Annotated in this window: 11 protein-coding genes and 1 other RNA gene; 4 read left to right on the top strand and 8 right to left on the bottom strand. The window is 66.9% G+C overall.

Annotated elements, in window-relative coordinates; all coding sequences use genetic code 11:
* Nucleotides 1–65: 65 nt before the first annotated feature.
* Nucleotides 66–950 carry an acyltransferase gene (locus tag RND78_RS16950; RefSeq protein WP_312730469.1) on the bottom strand — a complete coding sequence of 295 codons (885 nt, stop codon included), beginning with the start codon at nucleotides 948–950 and terminating at the stop codon, nucleotides 66–68.
* A 107-nt stretch (nucleotides 951–1,057) separates the two neighbouring features.
* Here RND78_RS16950 and RND78_RS16955 point away from each other — a divergent pair, with 107 nt between their 5' ends.
* Nucleotides 1,058–2,311, top strand: coding sequence for an HD-GYP domain-containing protein (locus RND78_RS16955; RefSeq protein WP_312730471.1), 1,254 nt, complete (start codon nucleotides 1,058–1,060; stop codon nucleotides 2,309–2,311).
* A 7-nt stretch (nucleotides 2,312–2,318) separates the two neighbouring features.
* Here RND78_RS16955 and RND78_RS16960 read toward each other — a convergent pair whose 3' ends face one another.
* From RND78_RS16960 to RND78_RS16975, 4 genes are all read right to left on the bottom strand, one after another.
* Nucleotides 2,319–2,933 carry a glutathione S-transferase N-terminal domain-containing protein gene (locus RND78_RS16960; protein WP_312730473.1) on the bottom strand — a complete coding sequence of 205 codons (615 nt, stop codon included), beginning with the start codon at nucleotides 2,931–2,933 and terminating at the stop codon, nucleotides 2,319–2,321.
* 248 nt (nucleotides 2,934–3,181) lie between these two features.
* Nucleotides 3,182–4,558, bottom strand: coding sequence for an ATP-binding protein (locus RND78_RS16965; RefSeq protein ID WP_312730476.1), 1,377 nt, complete (start codon nucleotides 4,556–4,558; stop codon nucleotides 3,182–3,184).
* Nucleotides 4,555–5,229: a response regulator gene (locus RND78_RS16970; protein ID WP_059230644.1), complete on the bottom strand. Its 675-nt coding sequence runs from the start codon at nucleotides 5,227–5,229 to the stop codon at nucleotides 4,555–4,557. Before RND78_RS16970 ends, RND78_RS16965 begins: the two co-directional genes overlap by 4 nt.
* 127 nt (nucleotides 5,230–5,356) lie before the next feature.
* Complete coding sequence (locus RND78_RS16975) at nucleotides 5,357–6,685, bottom strand: sorbosone dehydrogenase family protein (protein WP_312730479.1); 1,329 nt, start codon at nucleotides 6,683–6,685, stop codon at nucleotides 5,357–5,359.
* 458 nt (nucleotides 6,686–7,143) lie between these two features.
* Between RND78_RS16975 and RND78_RS16980 the strand changes: the two genes are divergently transcribed.
* The 3 genes from RND78_RS16980 (at nucleotide 7,144) to gcvH (ending at nucleotide 8,936) form a co-directional block, all read left to right on the top strand.
* On the top strand, nucleotides 7,144–8,187 hold the full coding sequence (locus tag RND78_RS16980; RefSeq protein ID WP_312730480.1) for a glycoside hydrolase family 5 protein: 1,044 nt from the start codon (nucleotides 7,144–7,146) through the stop codon (nucleotides 8,185–8,187).
* Nucleotides 8,188–8,299: 112 nt separating this feature from the next.
* Nucleotides 8,300–8,377, top strand: a non-coding RNA gene (locus RND78_RS16985) — sX9 sRNA.
* 175 nt (nucleotides 8,378–8,552) lie between these two features.
* Complete coding sequence (gcvH, locus tag RND78_RS16990; protein ID WP_312730481.1) at nucleotides 8,553–8,936, top strand: glycine cleavage system protein GcvH; 384 nt, start codon at nucleotides 8,553–8,555, stop codon at nucleotides 8,934–8,936.
* A gap of 81 nt (nucleotides 8,937–9,017) precedes the next feature.
* Here gcvH and RND78_RS16995 read toward each other — a convergent pair whose 3' ends face one another.
* From RND78_RS16995 to RND78_RS17005, 3 genes are all read right to left on the bottom strand, one after another.
* A complete protein-coding gene (locus RND78_RS16995; RefSeq protein WP_312730484.1) occupies nucleotides 9,018–9,329 on the bottom strand; it encodes a DUF2388 domain-containing protein in 312 nt (103 codons plus the stop codon).
* A 74-nt stretch (nucleotides 9,330–9,403) separates the two neighbouring features.
* Complete coding sequence (locus RND78_RS17000; RefSeq protein WP_312730486.1) at nucleotides 9,404–13,753, bottom strand: PAS domain S-box protein; 4,350 nt, start codon at nucleotides 13,751–13,753, stop codon at nucleotides 9,404–9,406.
* A 42-nt stretch (nucleotides 13,754–13,795) separates the two neighbouring features.
* Entirely contained in the window at nucleotides 13,796–15,577 is a 1,782-nt protein-coding gene (locus tag RND78_RS17005) for a GspE/PulE family protein (protein WP_312730487.1), read from the bottom strand.
* Nucleotides 15,578–15,661 lie beyond the last annotated feature (84 nt).

Below are 15,661 nucleotides of genomic sequence, written 5' to 3' on the forward strand. Positions count from 1 at the left end.
TGTCGAGACGTCCGACTACCCGCACTCTGACTGCCGGCAGGCGCCAGGGTGCCCCGCGCCGACCGTCATTTCGCGGACTGCAGCAGCGCCTCGATCCGCTGGTCCTTTTCGGCCCAGAGCTGGCTGACCCACTGCTGGAAGTCCGCCCGGAAGTCGGCGTCTTCGCTGTAGTCACCCGCCCAGCGCGCAGGCTCCAGCGGTCGCGCGCGGATGTCGATGATAACGCGTTTCACCCGTCCGCAGATCAGGTCCCAGAAGCCGGGGACGCGACCGTCGGGATAGACCAGGGTGACGTCCAGCAGGGTGTCCAGCTGGTCGCCCATGGCGGCGAGGACGAAGGCCATGCCGCCGGCCTTGGGCTTGAGCAGGTGGCGATACGGCGAACCTTGCTCGGCATGCTTGGCGGCGGTGAAGCGGGTGCCTTCCAGGTAGTTGACGATGGTCACCGGCTGGCGGCGGAATTTCTCGCAGGCGCGCCGGGTGATGGCGAGGTCCGTGCCCTTGAGCTCCGGCCGGCGGGCGAGCTGCGCCTTGGTGTATCTCTTCATGAAGGGGTAGTCCAGCCCCCACCAGGCGAGCCCGAGGAAGGGCACCCAGATCAGCTCCTTCTTCAGGAAGAACTTGAAATAGGGCACCTTGCGATTGAAGGTCTCGATCAGTGCGGGGATGTCCACCCAGGACTGGTGGTTACAGATCACCAGGTAGGAGCGCTCTTGGCGCAGCACCTCGGCACCGCGGATGTCCCAGACGGTCGGCGTCAGGCGGGCGAAGATCAGCTTGTTGATCTCCGCCCAGCCCTCGGCGATGTTCATCACCAGCCGCGAGCAGAGATCGCGCAGTGACGTGATGGGCAGCAGCTTGATCAGCGCGAACAGCATCAACGGACCGATGAGGACGAGAGTGTTGAGCAGGAGCAGGAGGGAGACGGTGATACCGGTGAGGAGGTGCATGAAGGCTCTCGTCTAGAACTTGGGGCAATAGTCTTTAGCGTGACATGACGTTTTGCCATTATCGCACCGACGGGTGGCTACTGCCTGGACGCTACGAAGTGAACGCCATGCTGAAAAAGATTACCAGTGACCAGGTTTGCCTCGGCATGTACATCCATGGCTTCGAAGGAAGCTGGATCGACCATCCGTTCTGGAAGGCGCGCTTTCTGCTGCAGAACCCCCGCGACCTGGACAAGATCCGTGACAGCGCGGTAACGGCGGTCTGGATCGACAGCAGCAAGGGCCTCGATTACCGCTCGGCAGCGCCTGTCGGGGCGAGCGAGTCCCCCGTCTCGCCGGCGGCGACGCCCGCCGTGAGCTCGGCCGTAGCCGCGGCCGCTCCAGTAGCCGCCCCCCTTGCCGCAGCGCCCGCCGCGGTCCGTCTGGGCAGTTGCCAGCAGGAGCTGGCCCAGGCCGCCGAGGTCAGTACCCACGCCAAGTACCAGGTGGCGCGCCTGTTCCAGGATGCCCGGCTGGGCAAGGCCATCGACCTGGGCGAGATGGACGCGGTGGTCGAGCAGATATCGGCGTCCGTCCTGCGACATCCCTCGGCGATGATCAGCCTCACGCGGTTGCGCACGGCGGATGAATACACCTACATCCATTCGGTCTCGGTGTGCGCGCTGATGACCGCGGTGGCCCGGCAGATGGGGCTGTCCGCCGCCGAGGTCCAGGCCGCGGGTACCGCGGGCCTGCTGCACGACGTGGGCAAGCTGCTGACGCCGCCCGAGGTGCTCAACAAGCCGGGTCGGCTGACCGACGAGGAATTCTCGGTGATGAAGCGCCATCCCGAGCAGGGCGTCGCCCTGCTGCAGGAGTGGCAGGCCTCGGTGGAGACCATCGATGTCTGCCGGCACCATCACGAGAAGTTCGATGGCAGCGGCTATCCCGATGGCCTCGCCGGCACCCATATCAGCCTGCTCTCGCGGATCGCGGCGGTGTGCGACGTCTACGACGCCATCTCCTCGACCCGCCCCTACAAGACGGCCTGGAGTCCCGCCGAGTCGATTCGGCGCATGGCGGAGTGGACGGGGCACTTCGATCCCCAGGTGTTCCAGGCCTTCGTCAAGACCCTGGGTATCTATCCGATCGGCTCCCTGGTGCGCCTGAGCACCGAGCAGTTGGCGGTGGTCGTCGATCAGCATCCGGACAATCTGCTGACGCCCACGGTGCGGGTGTTCTTTTCCTCCCGCTCGCGGACGCCGCTGCCGCAGCGTCTGCTGGATCTCTCCCGCGCGCCGGCGGGTGAACGCATTCTGCGGCGGGAGCTGCCCGAGGACTGGGGCTTTCGCAATCTGGAGCGCCTCTGGCAGCAGGCCTAGCGCTTTCTCAGGGGCGGGTGGCCTGCAGCGACGGCCGGTCGCCATTGCGCGAGTACCAGGCGGCGATGCGCGGACAGTCGCTGCGCCAGGCCCAGGTGGGAATACGGAAGTCCAGGTAGCCGAGCAGGCAGGCCATGCCGATACCGGCGACGTCGAACTCGCCTTCCAGCTCGCCGATGGCGCCTCGCTCGAAGTAGTCCAGGGCGCGAGCGATCTTTTCCTGCTGGTTGTCCAGCCAGAGCTTCCATTGCATGCCCGGCGGCCGCATGAAGCTTTCGTAGCGGATCTGCACGGCGGCTTCCATCATGGCGTCGCACAGCGAGGCCAGGGTCAGTCGGCGCCAGCGTTCGGGGCCTTCGCGGGGGATCAGGGGCGCCCGCCCGTGCAGGGTATCCAGGTAGTCGAGGATGACCCGACTGTCGTGGAGGCAGGTGCCGTCGGCCAGGCGCAGGGCAGGGATCTTGCCAGCGGGATTGGTATCTATGACGTCCCGATTGGGATTGAGGGGCGTCTGCTGGACGATTTCCACCTCGACCTGCTCGATCAGGTCCGTCTCGTGGAGCATGACCACGACTTTGCGACCGAAGGGCGAGGCGGGGGTGTGGTACAGGATCATGGACATGGCCGGGCTCTCCAGGTTGCGGACTCTAGGCGCTGTCCGACAAGTGTCTGCGCTCGGTGATGCTTCGTTGAAAAAGGCTCCGGAATGCTCATTTACCGTCCGTAAACTCCGCTTCCTCGACCTTTTTCACCGCGCCTGACCTTCGCTCGACGACTTTTCGTACAGAACCGAACCCCGCCACTGTAAGCCTTCGGCCGCCGTGGGTGAAAGATGGGCTTGGTTTGAGTCGCTCGCTGACCGCGGTGTGCTCAGGCGCTGCCGGGCAGCTCGATATAGACGCCCAGGCCGCGCCCCTGCAGGCCTTCGCCCAGTTGCAGGCCGCCGCCATGGATCTCGACGATGCGCTTGACGATGGGCAGGCCGAGGCCGCTGCCGCCGTTCTGGCCGGCACCTTCGCAGCGATAGAAACGGGTGAAGATCATCTCGCGCTCTTCCGCGGTGACGCCTGGACCGCTGTCGCAGACGTCGATCCGCACCCGGCCCGGCGCACCGGCCCCGACCCGCACCAGCACCTGGCCGCCGCTGGGGGTGTAGCGGATGGCGTTGCCGACCAGGTTGGTGAGCAATACGCCGAGCCAGGTGGGAATGCCGCAGAGGCGGGCATCCTGGTCTTCCAGAACCAACTCGATGTTCTTGTCGATGGCCAGGGGCGCCAGTTCCGAAAGGGTATCCGCTGCCAGGGCACCGAGCTGGACCGGCACGAACTGTTCCTGCAGGGCACCGCTGTCCAGCCGGGCCAGCAGCAGGATCTGCTCCATCAACTGGCTGATGCGCTCGGCGCTGCGGCGGACCTGGACCAGGCCGCGGGCGTGGGCCTGGGGATCGCTGGATCTCAGGGCCACCTGAGTGTGGGTCAGCAGGCTGGCCAGGGGCGTGCGAATCTCGTGGGCGGCATCGCTGGTGAGTCGCCGCTCGGCCTCCAGGGCACCATCCAGGCGTTGCAGCAGGGCATTGATTTCCTCGACCAGCACCGCCGCTTCCTGGGGCACCCGGGCTAGCGGCAGGGGTTCCAGGCGCTGGGCGGAGCGCTGCTTGATCTGCGCCGCCAGTTGCCGCAGAGGTTCGAGGCCGCGGGTGACGCCGAGCCAGATGAGCGCGGCCAGGACCGGCAGGGCCAGGGCCAGGGGAAACAGGGAGCCGAGCAGCAGAAGGTTGATGGCGCCGCGGCGGTCGGCGAGGTTCTCGTAGATCCAGATGCGTCCGTCACCGCTGGTCAGGCGCAGGACCCGCCAGTGCTGTCCGGCGGCTGTCAGGCTGCTGAAACCGGGAGGTTGATCGGCCAGTCCGGGAGGCGCGCCCGGGGTGCCGAGACGCTGATCACCCGCCTCCAGCAGATAGCCCAGGGCATTGCGGCGTTTGAACAGCGGTAGGTCGGCGATGGCCGTGCGACTGCGCTCCAGCATGCGCGCCGCCGGCGGCAGGGTGTGATCGCTGTCTTCGCTGAGGGTAGCCAGGTGCAGGGCCGCCGCGCCGAAGTCGAGCATGTCTTCGTCGGCCAGGCGGTTCACCTGGCGCAGGACCAACTGGTAGGTCACCAGCGCCGCGATCAGCCAGCAGGCGAAGATCCCGCAGAGCAGCAGGGTCAGCAGCCGTCGGCGCAGCGAAGCGGCGGGGCTGTCGCTCATGCCGGGGGGCGCTCGGGCTGGTCGATGCCGTAGCCGATGCCACGGACAGTGCGGATCAGGCTGCTGCCGAGCTTGCGTCTGAGGTGGTGGATATGGACCTCGATGGCATTGCTCTCGACGTCGCCGTCCCAGCCATAGAGCGCCTGTTCCAGGCGGTTGCGCGAGAGCACCTTGCCCATGTTCTCCAGTAGCAGGCGCAGCAGGGCGTATTCCCGCGGCGCCAGTTCGACCGGCTGGCCGGCGAGGGTGACGCGGTGGGTGGCCGGATCGACCCGCAGGTCATTGTGCTCCAGCTGCGGCTGGGCCCGACCGGCACTGCGCCGGGTCAGGGCACGGACGCGGGCGAGCAGCTCGTCGAGATCGAAGGGCTTGGTCAGGTAGTCGTCGGCGCCGGTATCCAGGCCGGTGACCCGGTCGGTGACCTTGTCGCGGGCGGTGAGGATCAGCACCGGGGTGGCATCGCCACGCTTGCGCAGGCTGGCCAGGACTTCGAGCCCGGAGCGCCGGGGCAGACCTATGTCGAGCACCACCAGGTCGAAGGGATCGGTCTCCAGCGCGGCCTGGGCCGCCTGGCCGTCGGTGACCCAGTCGACGGTGTCGCCTTCCAGGGCCAGGCCGGCGCGGATGCCATCGCCCAGCAGCATGTCGTCTTCGGCCAGCAGTATTCTCATCGCGTTTTCCCAGGCGGTGGTGCGGTTTTACCGCTCCGGGCCTGCCGCGGCAAGAGCGGTGACCACCTGCGGCGGTCAGGTTCAGACTAGGCCGGAGCGCTTAAGGACGGATTAACGCTGGCGCGCTTCAACGGTGCTGGGCGCTGACGCGCCAGATGGTGTTGCCGACGTCGTCGGCCACCAGCAAGGCGCCCCGGCCGTCGTTGACCACGCCGACCGGTCGGCCCTGGGCCTCCTCCTTGGCGTTGAGGAAACCGGTCAGCAGATCGCGTGGCGGACCGCTCGGCTGGCCGTCCTGGAAAGGCACGAAGATCACCTTGTAGCCGCTCTTGGGATCGCGGTTCCAAGAGCCGTGCTGACCGACGAACAGGCCCTGGCGGAAGGCCTCCGGTAGCTGGGTGTCGGGGCTGGCGAAGGCCAGGCCCAAGGAGGCGGTGTGGGTACCCAGGGCGTAGTCGGGGGTGAGTGCCTTGGCCACCAGGTCCGGGCGCGGTGGCTGGACGCGGTTGTCGACGTGCTTGCCCCAGTAGCTGTAGGGCCAGCCGTAGAAGCCGCCGTCCTGCACCGAGGTGGCGTAGTCGGGTACGAGGTCGCTGCCGATCTCGTCGCGCTCGTTGACCACCGTCCACAGCTTGCCGGTGGTGGGCTCCCAGTCCAGGCCGTTGGGGTTGCGCAGGCCGGTGGCGAACAGGCGCTTCTCGCCACTGGCGCGGTCCAGCTCCCAGATGGCAGCACGGCCCTGTTCGATGTCCAGCCCGTTTTCGCCGACGTTGCTGTTGGAGCCGACGGTGAGGTAGAGCTTCTTGCCGTCACGACTGGCGATGACGTTCTTGGTCCAGTGGTGATTGATGCCCGCCGGCAACTCGGTGACTGTCACCGGCTGGCCGTCCAGGTGGGTGGCGCCGGGACGATAGGTGAAGCGCACCAGGGCATCGGCGTTGGCGACATAGAAGTCGTTGCCCACCAGCGCCATGCCGAAGGGCGAGTGCAGGTGCTCGGCGAACACCGTGCGGGTCTCGGCCACGCCATCGCCATCGGCGTCGCGCAGCAGGGTGATGCGATCGGCGCTGGGGACGCCGGCGCCGGCTTTCTTCATGAACAGGCCGGCGATCCAGTTCTTGAGGCCAGGAAAGTCGTCGCGCTTGGGCGCATTGCTTTCCGCCACCAGCACGTCGCCATTGGGCAGCACATAGAGCCAGCGCGGATGGTCGAGGCCGCTGGCGAAGGCCTTGACCTGGGTGCCGGCCGCCGCGGTAGGTGTCGCGCCCTGGGGCCAACCCACCGCATTCGCCACGTTGATCGTGGGCATGAAGGTCTGGTGCGGTTCCGGCAACGTCGGCGCGGGACCGAAGCTGGCCCCTTGCTGCAGTCGGGCGTGCTCGCCGCAGCCGAGCAGGGCGCTGGCGGCCAATGTCAGGCCCAGGGTACGAAACGCGAAGGGGGCGCGCAGGATCATGGCAGAGGCTCTCGCAAGGGATCGCAGGGTAGAGCCTGGTCCGGGGCGAACGTTCCGGAGGACCGTGCCCGGCCCATTTCACGGCGTATCAACCTGACCAGGCCTGTAGCAACAGGTTACAACTTGACCCGCAGAGAAGCTCGGGTCTCTTTTCGTTCGCAACCGTTTCGCTCGACCACCAGCGGTCGCAGAAAACCATGACTGGTCAGGAGGTTAGCTGGCCTGCCTCGCTCCAGGACGGGAGATGCCAGTAATCTGACGCAAAAGGCTTGGTTAAATTACTGTTTTTAAAGAGAAAAATTCATTCAAGCCAGGAGTTCGCGCGCCGATAGCTGCGTCAACAATGACGACGAAGTCGCGCCACGCGGCGCCGCAGGAGGACGCGGCCGCCTGAGCTCGCCCACGCCAGAGCCCGCTAGGTTGCGGGGGCGGGGATCCTTTTTCCCATAGGTGCAGTCATGCAATCCCTTACCCGGCGCTTGCGCCACTTTTCTCTGCGTCTTGCCGGTACCCTGGCACTGACCAGCGCGCTGTTCGGTTCGGCCCAGGCGGTCGAGCTGGTCGGTCTCAACTTCTCCGGTGCCGGCTTCGCCAGCCAGGTGCTGCCCGGCATGAACAACCGCAACTATGTCTTTCCCAGCGAACAGCACTTCAAGGACTGGAGCGCCAAGGGCATCAAGCTGGTGCGCTTCCCGATCATCTGGGAACGTATCCAGCCCAAGCTGAATTCGATGCTGGACCCGGACTATGGCGCCCTGGTCACCCAGACCCTCAACTATGCCCAGAAGTACGGTGTGCAGGTGATCCTCGATCTGCACAACTACGCCCGCTATCGCGGCGAGGTGATCGGCGCCGGTAAGGTCACCTACTTCAACTACTGGGACGTGATGTACCGTCTGGCCTTCCGCTTCGGCAAGCACCCGGCGCTCTATGGCTATGACATCATGAACGAGCCCCATGACGCCGTGGCCTTCTGGCCGACCGCGGCCCAGTACGGCATCAATGGCATCCGTACCGTGGACAACGTGCATCCGATCATCGTCGAGGGCAACGGCTGGTCCAGCGCTTCGCGTTGGCCGCAGTGGAACGATCCGCTGCTGGCGCTCAAGGATCCGGCGGACAAGCTGATCTTTTCCGCCCATGTCTATTTCGACGATGACGGTGGTGGTCAATACGCGAGCAAGGACATGAGTGGCTTCGATCCTCAGGTGGGGGTGAACCGGGTCAAGCCCTTCGTCGACTGGCTGAAGAAGAACGGCAAGCAGGGCTACATCGGCGAGTTCGGTGTGCCGGACGACGATCCGCGCTGGTTGGTGGCCATGGACAACATGCTGGCCTATCTGAAGCAGAACTGCATTCCGGCCAGCTACTGGGCCGCCGGCCCGGGCTGGGGCACCTACAACCTGGCGGTGGAACCCATCAACGGCGTGGACCGGCCGCAGTGGGCGACGCTGAAGAAGTACGTCGACAACACCAGCTGCCTACGCATCGGCCCCAATTAGCCGCTGCTGACCATGGCGGTCCCCCGGGTCGGCAGGCTACCCTTCGCTTTTAGAACGGCTCCCAACCTACTGCGCGTCCGCCAGACGGGCGCGTGCAGTGCTCGGAATCCCCATGTACCGCCTGTACATTGCGGTTCCTGCGCGCCGCGCGTATCCGTCTGACAGCCGCTCGCTACGTTTGCTGAGAGCCTGTTCATAATCTAGCGAGCTAAAGCCAAACAAGGCGAAAAGGGCTGAGGAAGCGGAGTTTACGAGTGGTAAATGAGCATTCCGAAGCCATTTTCAACGCCGTTTGGCCGACGCGCAGCAGATTTTGAACAGGCTCTTATCCGCTCTCTCAACCGTGCCAATCCCGAGGACCCCTCATGAGCCAGATACCCGCCGACCTGCGTTACGCCGCCAGCCACGAATGGGCGCGGCTGGAAGCCGACGGTAGCGTCACCGTCGGCATTTCCGACCATGCCCAGGAAGCCCTGGGCGATGTGGTGTTCATCGAACTGCCGGAAGTCGGCAAGCTCCTCGCCGCGGGGGATCAGGCGGGGGTGGTGGAGTCGGTCAAGGCCGCGTCCGACATCTATGCACCAGTGGGCGGTGAGGTGATCGCCGTCAACGAGGGCCTGGCGGATGCGCCCGAGCAGGTCAACGGCGAGCCCTATGGTGCCTGGTTCTTCAAGCTCAAGCCGCAGGATGCGACCGAGCTGGACAAGCTGCTGGACGCCGACGGCTATCGCCAGGCCAGCGAAAGCTGATCGACCCGCCCGGCAGCTGGGCGGTCAGTCAAAAAGAAACCCCGCGCGGCATGGCCGGCGGGGTTCTTTTTTTGCCTGCCCTTATTGGGTCAGGATGCGCATGGCCAGGTCACCATCGCTGGCCTTGAGGCCCGGCTCGGCGGCGCGCATGTCGCGCAGGGCCGCTTCCAGGTAGGGGCCGCGGATCTGGCCATTGCTGGCCAGGTAGGAGCTGGCATCGTCCTGGGTCGCAGCGACGATCTTGTGGTCGTCACGGCTGGTGGTATAGAACGAGCCGGAGGTGGCCCCCAGGGTTGCGGCATGGCGCCAGAACTCGGCATCCGCATGGGCGGCGGTGGCCGCGAACAGCGGCAGGCAGGCAAGGGGGACCAGGGCTAGCTTCTTCAGGCGCATGGATGAAATCTCCTTCTTGAGGTGTCCGTTAGAGAGCGAAGAGGTCCGACGAGTTCCAAGCCTTCATCGTCTCGCTAGCCCTGGATCATGCTGTGGATGCGTCGGGCCAGGGCGTCGATGTCGAAGGGCTTGATCAGCATGTCCATGTTCTCGCCGAGGAATTCGCCGCGTACCTTGGCGTTCTTGGCGTAGCCGGTGATGAACAGCACCTTGAGCTCGGGGCGCCGGCCGCGGGCGACCTCGGCCAACTGGCGGCCGTTCATGCCGGGCAGGCCGACGTCGCTGATGAGCAGGTCCAGCCGTTGCTCGCTCTCTATGATCGGCAGGGCGCCGTCGGCGTCGCTGGCCTCCAGCGCGGTGTAGCCCAGTTCGGCGAGCACCTCCAGCACGATCATGCGCACCGCGTACTCGTCTTCCACCACCAGCACGGTCTGGCCGGCTTCGGCGCGGGGGGCGGTCTTGCTCTCCGCTTGCTCGCTGGTCACCGGGCCGGTCTCGGGATGCCGCGGCAGATAGAGACTGATGGTGGTGCCCTGGCCCTGCTCGGTGTCGATGCGGGCGGTGCCGCCCGACTGCTTGACGAAGCCGTAGATCATCGACAGCCCGAGTCCGGTGCCCTGGCCGGCCGGCTTGGTGGTGAAGAAGGGTTCGAAGGCCTTGGCCTTGACCTCCGGCGGCATGCCGGTGCCGGTGTCGGCCACGCTCAGGCGGACATAGTCTCCTGGCGTCAGGGATTCGCGGGCAGCTGCTTCGGCATCCAGGCCGAGGTTGGCGGTGGCGATACGTAGCTCACCGCCGACAGGCATGGCGTCGCGCCCGTTGATCACCAGGTTGAGCAGGGCGTTCTCCAGCTGGTGGGCATCGCTGTGGGCGAGCCAGGCCACTGGGGCCAGGTCCAGGCGCAGGGCGACGTTCTCGCCCACGGTGCGCACCAGCAGGTCTTCCAGGGACCGGATCAGCTGGTGCACGTCCACCGGCTGAGGATCCAGGGTCTGCCGCCGGGCGAAGGCCAGCAGGCGGTGGGTGAGGGCGGCGGCGCGATCGGCCGAGTTGACCGCGGCATTGATGTAGCGATCCAGGTCCTGGGTGCGGCCGTTGGCGATGCGCAGGCGGATCAGGTCGAGGGCGCCGACGATGCCGGTGAGCATGTTGTTGAAGTCATGGGCAATGCCGCCGGTGAGCTGGCCGATGGCTTCCATCTTCTGCGACTGGCGCAGCGCTTCCTCGGTCCTTTCACGTTCGTAGATCTCGGCGATCAGGCGGGCATGGCTGCGACCCAGTTCCTGGGTACGCTCGACGATCCGCTGCTCCAACTGGTCGGTGGTCTGGCGTGCCTCGGTGATGTCCACGCCGCAACCGACCAAGCCGTGGAAGTCGCCGTCGACATCCAGCCGCGGCGTACCCTCCAGGCGCAGCCAGCGCCATTCGCCCTGGGCGTTGCGTACCCGCACCTCGGCGCGTAGGGCACTGTGGGTGGCGATGGCTTGGTTGAAGGCGCCTTCGAACGCCGGGCATTCCGCCTCCGGCAGCAGGGCGCTCCAGCCCTGGCCGCGCAGGTCGGCATCGTGCAGGTCGAATTCGCTGGCGAAGCGCTGGTTGACGAACTGCAACTGGCCCTCGGCATCGCAGGCCCAGATCAACACCGGGGCGCTGTCGGCCATCAGGCGGAAACGGCCCTCGCTCTCGCGTTGGGCGTCCTGGGAGCGTTGTCGGCAGATGGCCGACCAGAGCCGGTCGGTGACGTCGCGCAGGAATTGCACCTCGCCTTCCGTCCACAGCCGGGCGCGCTGGTCGTGGGCGACGAAGAGGGCGCGCAGGCGGCCATCCTCGTAGAGCGGGATGTCGACCAGCGCGGCGATCTCCAGGTCGAGCAGGTGCTGGGCATTGGCCTGGGCGCGGGGATCCTGGTTGACGTCCTCGATGACCAGCGGCGCCTCGCCATCCTCGTTGCCGAGGCTGTCGGGAGCGAGCAGCGGATAGGCCAGTGCCTGATCGAAACTACCGTTGGGTGTCCACACCTGCTGCAGGACGAAGGTGCCGCGGCTTTCGTCGAGCAGGGCATAACCGACCCGGCGCAGGCCGAGGCGTGCCCCCACCAGCTCCAGGGCGGCGGCCACCCCGGTGGTTTGCGGATCGCCTTCGCGCAAGCGGTCGCCCAGTTCGATGAGGGCATGCTGGCGGGCTTCCGCTTCGCGTCGCTCTTCGATCTGCCGGCGCAGCTGCCGGTTGGTTTCGCTGATGCGATCAGCATCCTGGCGCTCGCGGGTGATGTCGCGGGCGATGCCGAGCAGCCGCCGGTGCCCTCCCGGCTCCTGGCGCTCGCGTCCGCGGATGCTCAGCCAGACCGGCTCGCCCTGCCGCGGATTGCGCACGCGGAAGGTCAGGCGCAGGTCGTAGCCGCTCCCCTGGCTCTGGATGGCGGCGCTCACGTAGGCGCGTACCCGCGGCGCGTCGGCTGGATGCAGGGCGCGCAGCAGGGCTGCCCCGCGCAGGGTACGGCGCCGCTCCGGGGCGCCGACCAGATGGGCCAGGCGGGCGTCCCAGCTGATCAGGTCGCGGTCGATGTCGTAGTCCCAGACGCCCAGGTCGGCGACGTCCATGGCCAGGGCGATGCGCTGCTCGGCCAGGCGGAGGGCATCGGCCGCGGCGGTGCGCTCGATGACGATGCGGATGCGCTCGGCCACCTCGCGCACCAGGGCCACGTCGCCGATGGTCCAGTGGCGGGGCGTGTCGGCATAGAGGAACAGCAGCCCCACCAGCTTTTCGTCGGCCAGCAGCGGCACCACCAGGCCGGCGCGCACGCCGTGCTCCACCAGCAGCTCGCGCATCTCGCCCAGGCGCTGGTCCTGGGCGCTGTCCTCCACGCTGACGATGATGCCGCGGCGTAGTTCGCCCACCGCCGAGGTGTGCCAGTGCGCCAGGCTGGGCAGGTTGAGGCGGCGCGTGCGGTCGCCGGCGAGCCAGTCGCTGTCGATGATCAGACTGCCATCACGACCGACCCGGGCATAGCCGATGCGCTGCACGCCCAGCAGGTGGCCTAGGCTGTCGCCCAGCACCGAGGCCACCTCGCCGGTATGGGTCACACCATGCAGCAGGTCGCCCAGCTCCAGCAGGAACCGCTGGCGGTCGTGGCTGCGGATGCGCTCGCTGAGGTCGACGAAGGTGCAGATGGCGCCCTGTACCTCGCCGTCGCGCCAGAGTGGTTGGGCGCGCCACTCCACCGGGAGCAGACTGCCGTCTTCGCGCAGCAGGGCGTCGGCGGACAGGTGCAGGGTCTCGCCCTGGCGGGCCACGCGGCGCAACGCCTGCGCGCCGTCCTCGCTGCGCGCCGAGCCGAGGCGGGTGGTCAGGGGTTCGTCCAGGCCGTCGCGATCCTCGGCCAGGCCGAGCATCTGGCGGAAGGCGCGGTTGCACAACGTGGTGTGCCCTTCGCGATCCAGGGCGCAGAAGCCTTCGTGGGTGGATTCGAGCAGCAGGTGGGCGAAGGCTTCGCTTTCCTGCAGCGCCGTCTCGGCCCGCTTGCGACTGTCGATGTCCTGGGCCACGCCGACCCAGTGCTCGATCTCGCCGCTGGCGTTGGTGAAAGGCATGGTGCGGGTTTCGAACCAGCGATAGTGCCCCTGGGCATCGCGCAGCTGCAGTTCCAGGCTGCCGGCGACGCGCTGCTGGCGTACCTCGTTCCAGCGCCGTAGCAACTGCTGGCGCTGCTCGGGATGGATGGCGCCGGCCCAGAGATCGGGGTCGGCCGCCGTACGCTCGGGGCTCAGGCCGCTGTATTCGTACCAGTAGCGATTGGCGTACTCGAAGGTGCCGTCGGGGCGCGCGAACCAGATGATCTGCGGATTGACGTCCATCAGCGCCCGGTAGTGGGTTTCATCCAGGGTGCTGTGGCGTGCCGGAGGCAGCATCGCGCGGCGCGCTTCGAACAGTCGCAGCACCTGCCGCGCGAGACGCTCCAGGCCTTCCAGGCGCGCCGCGCTCAACTCCCGCGGCTGCCAGTCGAAGACGCAGAGGCTACCGAGGAGGATACCCTCGGCGGTGCGCAACGGGGCGTCGGCATAGAACCTCAGGCCCGCCGGATCGGCCACCAGCGGATTGTCGGCGAAGCAGGGATCCTGGCTGAGATCGACGATCTGCCGGGCTTCCTCGGTGGCGTGCCCTGGCTGGCAGAAGGACAGCGCCAGCGGCATGGTCGCGATGCCCAGCCCGCGCTCGGCCTTGAACAGCTGCTGGTGCTCGCCCAGCAGATTGACGGCGGCGATGGGTGTTTCGCAGAGGGTGGCGGCGACCTCCACCAAGTCATCCAGCGCCGGGTCCGGCTCGCCGTCGAGCAGGCCGTAGGCGGCCAGCGCCTCCAGCCGGCGACGGCTCAGCGCTGCCTCGTCGGCACCCTCTGCCGGGGTGTTCTCCAGGGTTGTCTGCACGGCTCGCTATCCTTGTTCCGCTCGCGGGGCGCTGATGAGGCGCTAACGTTCACTCTGGGGCGTGACGCGCAATACTTCTTCCACGGTAGTGAGACCGGCGGCGATCTTCTGCGCGCCCGACAACCTCAGGCTGCGCATGCCCTCCTTGAACGCCTGGCGGCGCAGGGCGGTGATGTCGGTATCGCCCGTCACCAGTTCGCGCAGACTATCCGAGAGGGTGAGGATTTCGTAGACCCCGGCGCGCCCCCGGTAACCGGTGTCGCGACATTCCGGACAGCCCACCGGCTGCATCGCGCCGGTAGGCAGCGGCGCGTTCCAGGGCTTGGTCAGTTCCTGCCAGGTGGCCGGGTCCAGCTCGGTGGGTGTCTTGCACGCCGGGCAGAGGGTCCGCACCAGGCGCTGGGCCATGACCCCGAGTACCGTGGCGCGGATCAGGTAGTAGGGCACCCCCAGTTCGATCAGGCGGCTCACCGAGCTGGGCGCATCGTTGGTGTGCAGGGTGGAGAGCACCAGGTGACCGGTGAGCGCTGCCTGAATGGCCATCTCGGCGGTCTCCAGGTCGCGGATCTCACCGATCATGATGATGTCCGGGTCCTGCCGCATCAGTGCCCGCACGCCGCTAGCGAAGGTCACCTCGATGTTGGGCTGCACCTGCATCTGGTTGAAGGCGTCCTCCACCATCTCGATGGGGTCCTCGATGGTGCAGACGTTCACCTCGGACGTGGCCAGCTGCTTGAGGGTGGTGTAGAGCGTGGTGGTCTTGCCCGAACCGGTGGGGCCGGTGACCAGGATGATGCCGTTGGGCTGGCCGGTCATGCCGGCCCAGCGCTTCAGGTCGTCGGCGGAGAAGCCGAGCTGGTCGAAGCTCTTGAGCAGCACGTCCGGGTCGAAGATCCGCATCACCAGCTTCTCGCCAAAGGCGGTGGGCATGGTCGACAGGCGCAGCTCCACTTCCTTGTCACCGGCCATGCGCGTCTTGATCCGCCCGTCCTGGGGCTTGCGCTTCTCGGCCACGTTCATGCGCCCGAGGTTCTTGATCCGGCTGACCACCGCCAGGGTGACCTGGGCCGGGAACTGGTAGACGGTGTGCAGCACGCCATCGATGCGGAAACGCACCGCCCCCTGCTCACGGCGCGGTTCGACGTGGATATCGCTGGCGCGCTGCTGGAAGGCGTACTGGAACAGCCAGTCGACGATGTTGACGATATGGGCATCGTTGGCGTCCGGCTCGCTGTCGCTGGCGCCCAGGTTGACCAACTGCTCGAAGTTGCCGACCCCGCTGGTCTTCTGCTCCACCGCCGAGGCACCGGTGACCGAGCGCGCCAGGCGAAAGAATTCCTGGGTGTAGCGGGTGATGTCGGCGGGATTGGCCACCACGCGCTTGATCGGCCGCTGCAGCACATGGGTGAGGTTGCTCTCCCAGCTGTGCACGAAGGGTTGGGCGCTGGCCACCGTCACCTCGTCCGGGCTCACCGCCACGGCGAGGATCTTGTTGCGCTGAGCGAAGGCGTAGGACATCAGCGGAGTGACCGAGGCCACGTCCACCTTGAGCGGATCGATGCGGTAGAAAGGCTGGCCGGAGTATTCGGCCAGCCAGCGGGTCAGGCTGTCCAGATCCAGCTTGCGCCCGGGGCGGGCGAGATCGTCCACGCTCTGCGCCGCCAGGAATTCCAGCGGATGCTGCTGCGGATTGGCGGAGCCCCGGCGCAGCAGCAGGCACTGTTCAGCGGTCTGCTGGTCGATCCGCTGCTGGCTGACCAGCTCGCGCAGGATATCGCTCAGATCGAGCCAACGGTCGGCGGAGGGAGAGGCTATGGCGGACATCTGGACTCCTGATTAAAGGTGGTCGCACTCGGGTTACGCCCGGTAATTGACCGGGGACGGCCACCCTGCCGTACCTTCAGGATG

This window comes from Pseudomonas oryzihabitans, assembly GCF_032027545.1.
GTDB classification, from domain to species: Bacteria; Pseudomonadota; Gammaproteobacteria; order Pseudomonadales; family Pseudomonadaceae; genus Chryseomonas; species Chryseomonas oryzihabitans_F.

Excerpts from the sequence above, each read along its gene's own strand:
- RND78_RS16950 (WP_312730469.1), bottom strand. The coding sequence starts at position 950 with ATGCACCTCCTCACCGGTATCACCGTCTCCCTCCTGCTCCTGCTCAAC.
- RND78_RS16955 (WP_312730471.1), top strand. The coding sequence starts at position 1,058 with ATGCTGAAAAAGATTACCAGTGACCAGGTTTGCCTCGGCATGTACATC.
- RND78_RS16960 (WP_312730473.1), bottom strand. The coding sequence starts at position 2,933 with ATGTCCATGATCCTGTACCACACCCCCGCCTCGCCCTTCGGTCGCAAA.
- RND78_RS16965 (WP_312730476.1), bottom strand. The coding sequence starts at position 4,558 with ATGAGCGACAGCCCCGCCGCTTCGCTGCGCCGACGGCTGCTGACCCTG.
- RND78_RS16970 (WP_059230644.1), bottom strand. The coding sequence starts at position 5,229 with ATGAGAATACTGCTGGCCGAAGACGACATGCTGCTGGGCGATGGCATC.
- RND78_RS16975 (WP_312730479.1), bottom strand. The coding sequence starts at position 6,685 with ATGATCCTGCGCGCCCCCTTCGCGTTTCGTACCCTGGGCCTGACATTG.
- RND78_RS16980 (WP_312730480.1), top strand. The coding sequence starts at position 7,144 with ATGCAATCCCTTACCCGGCGCTTGCGCCACTTTTCTCTGCGTCTTGCC.
- gcvH (WP_312730481.1), top strand. The coding sequence starts at position 8,553 with ATGAGCCAGATACCCGCCGACCTGCGTTACGCCGCCAGCCACGAATGG.
- RND78_RS16995 (WP_312730484.1), bottom strand. The coding sequence starts at position 9,329 with ATGCGCCTGAAGAAGCTAGCCCTGGTCCCCCTTGCCTGCCTGCCGCTG.
- RND78_RS17005 (WP_312730487.1), bottom strand. The coding sequence starts at position 15,577 with ATGTCCGCCATAGCCTCTCCCTCCGCCGACCGTTGGCTCGATCTGAGC.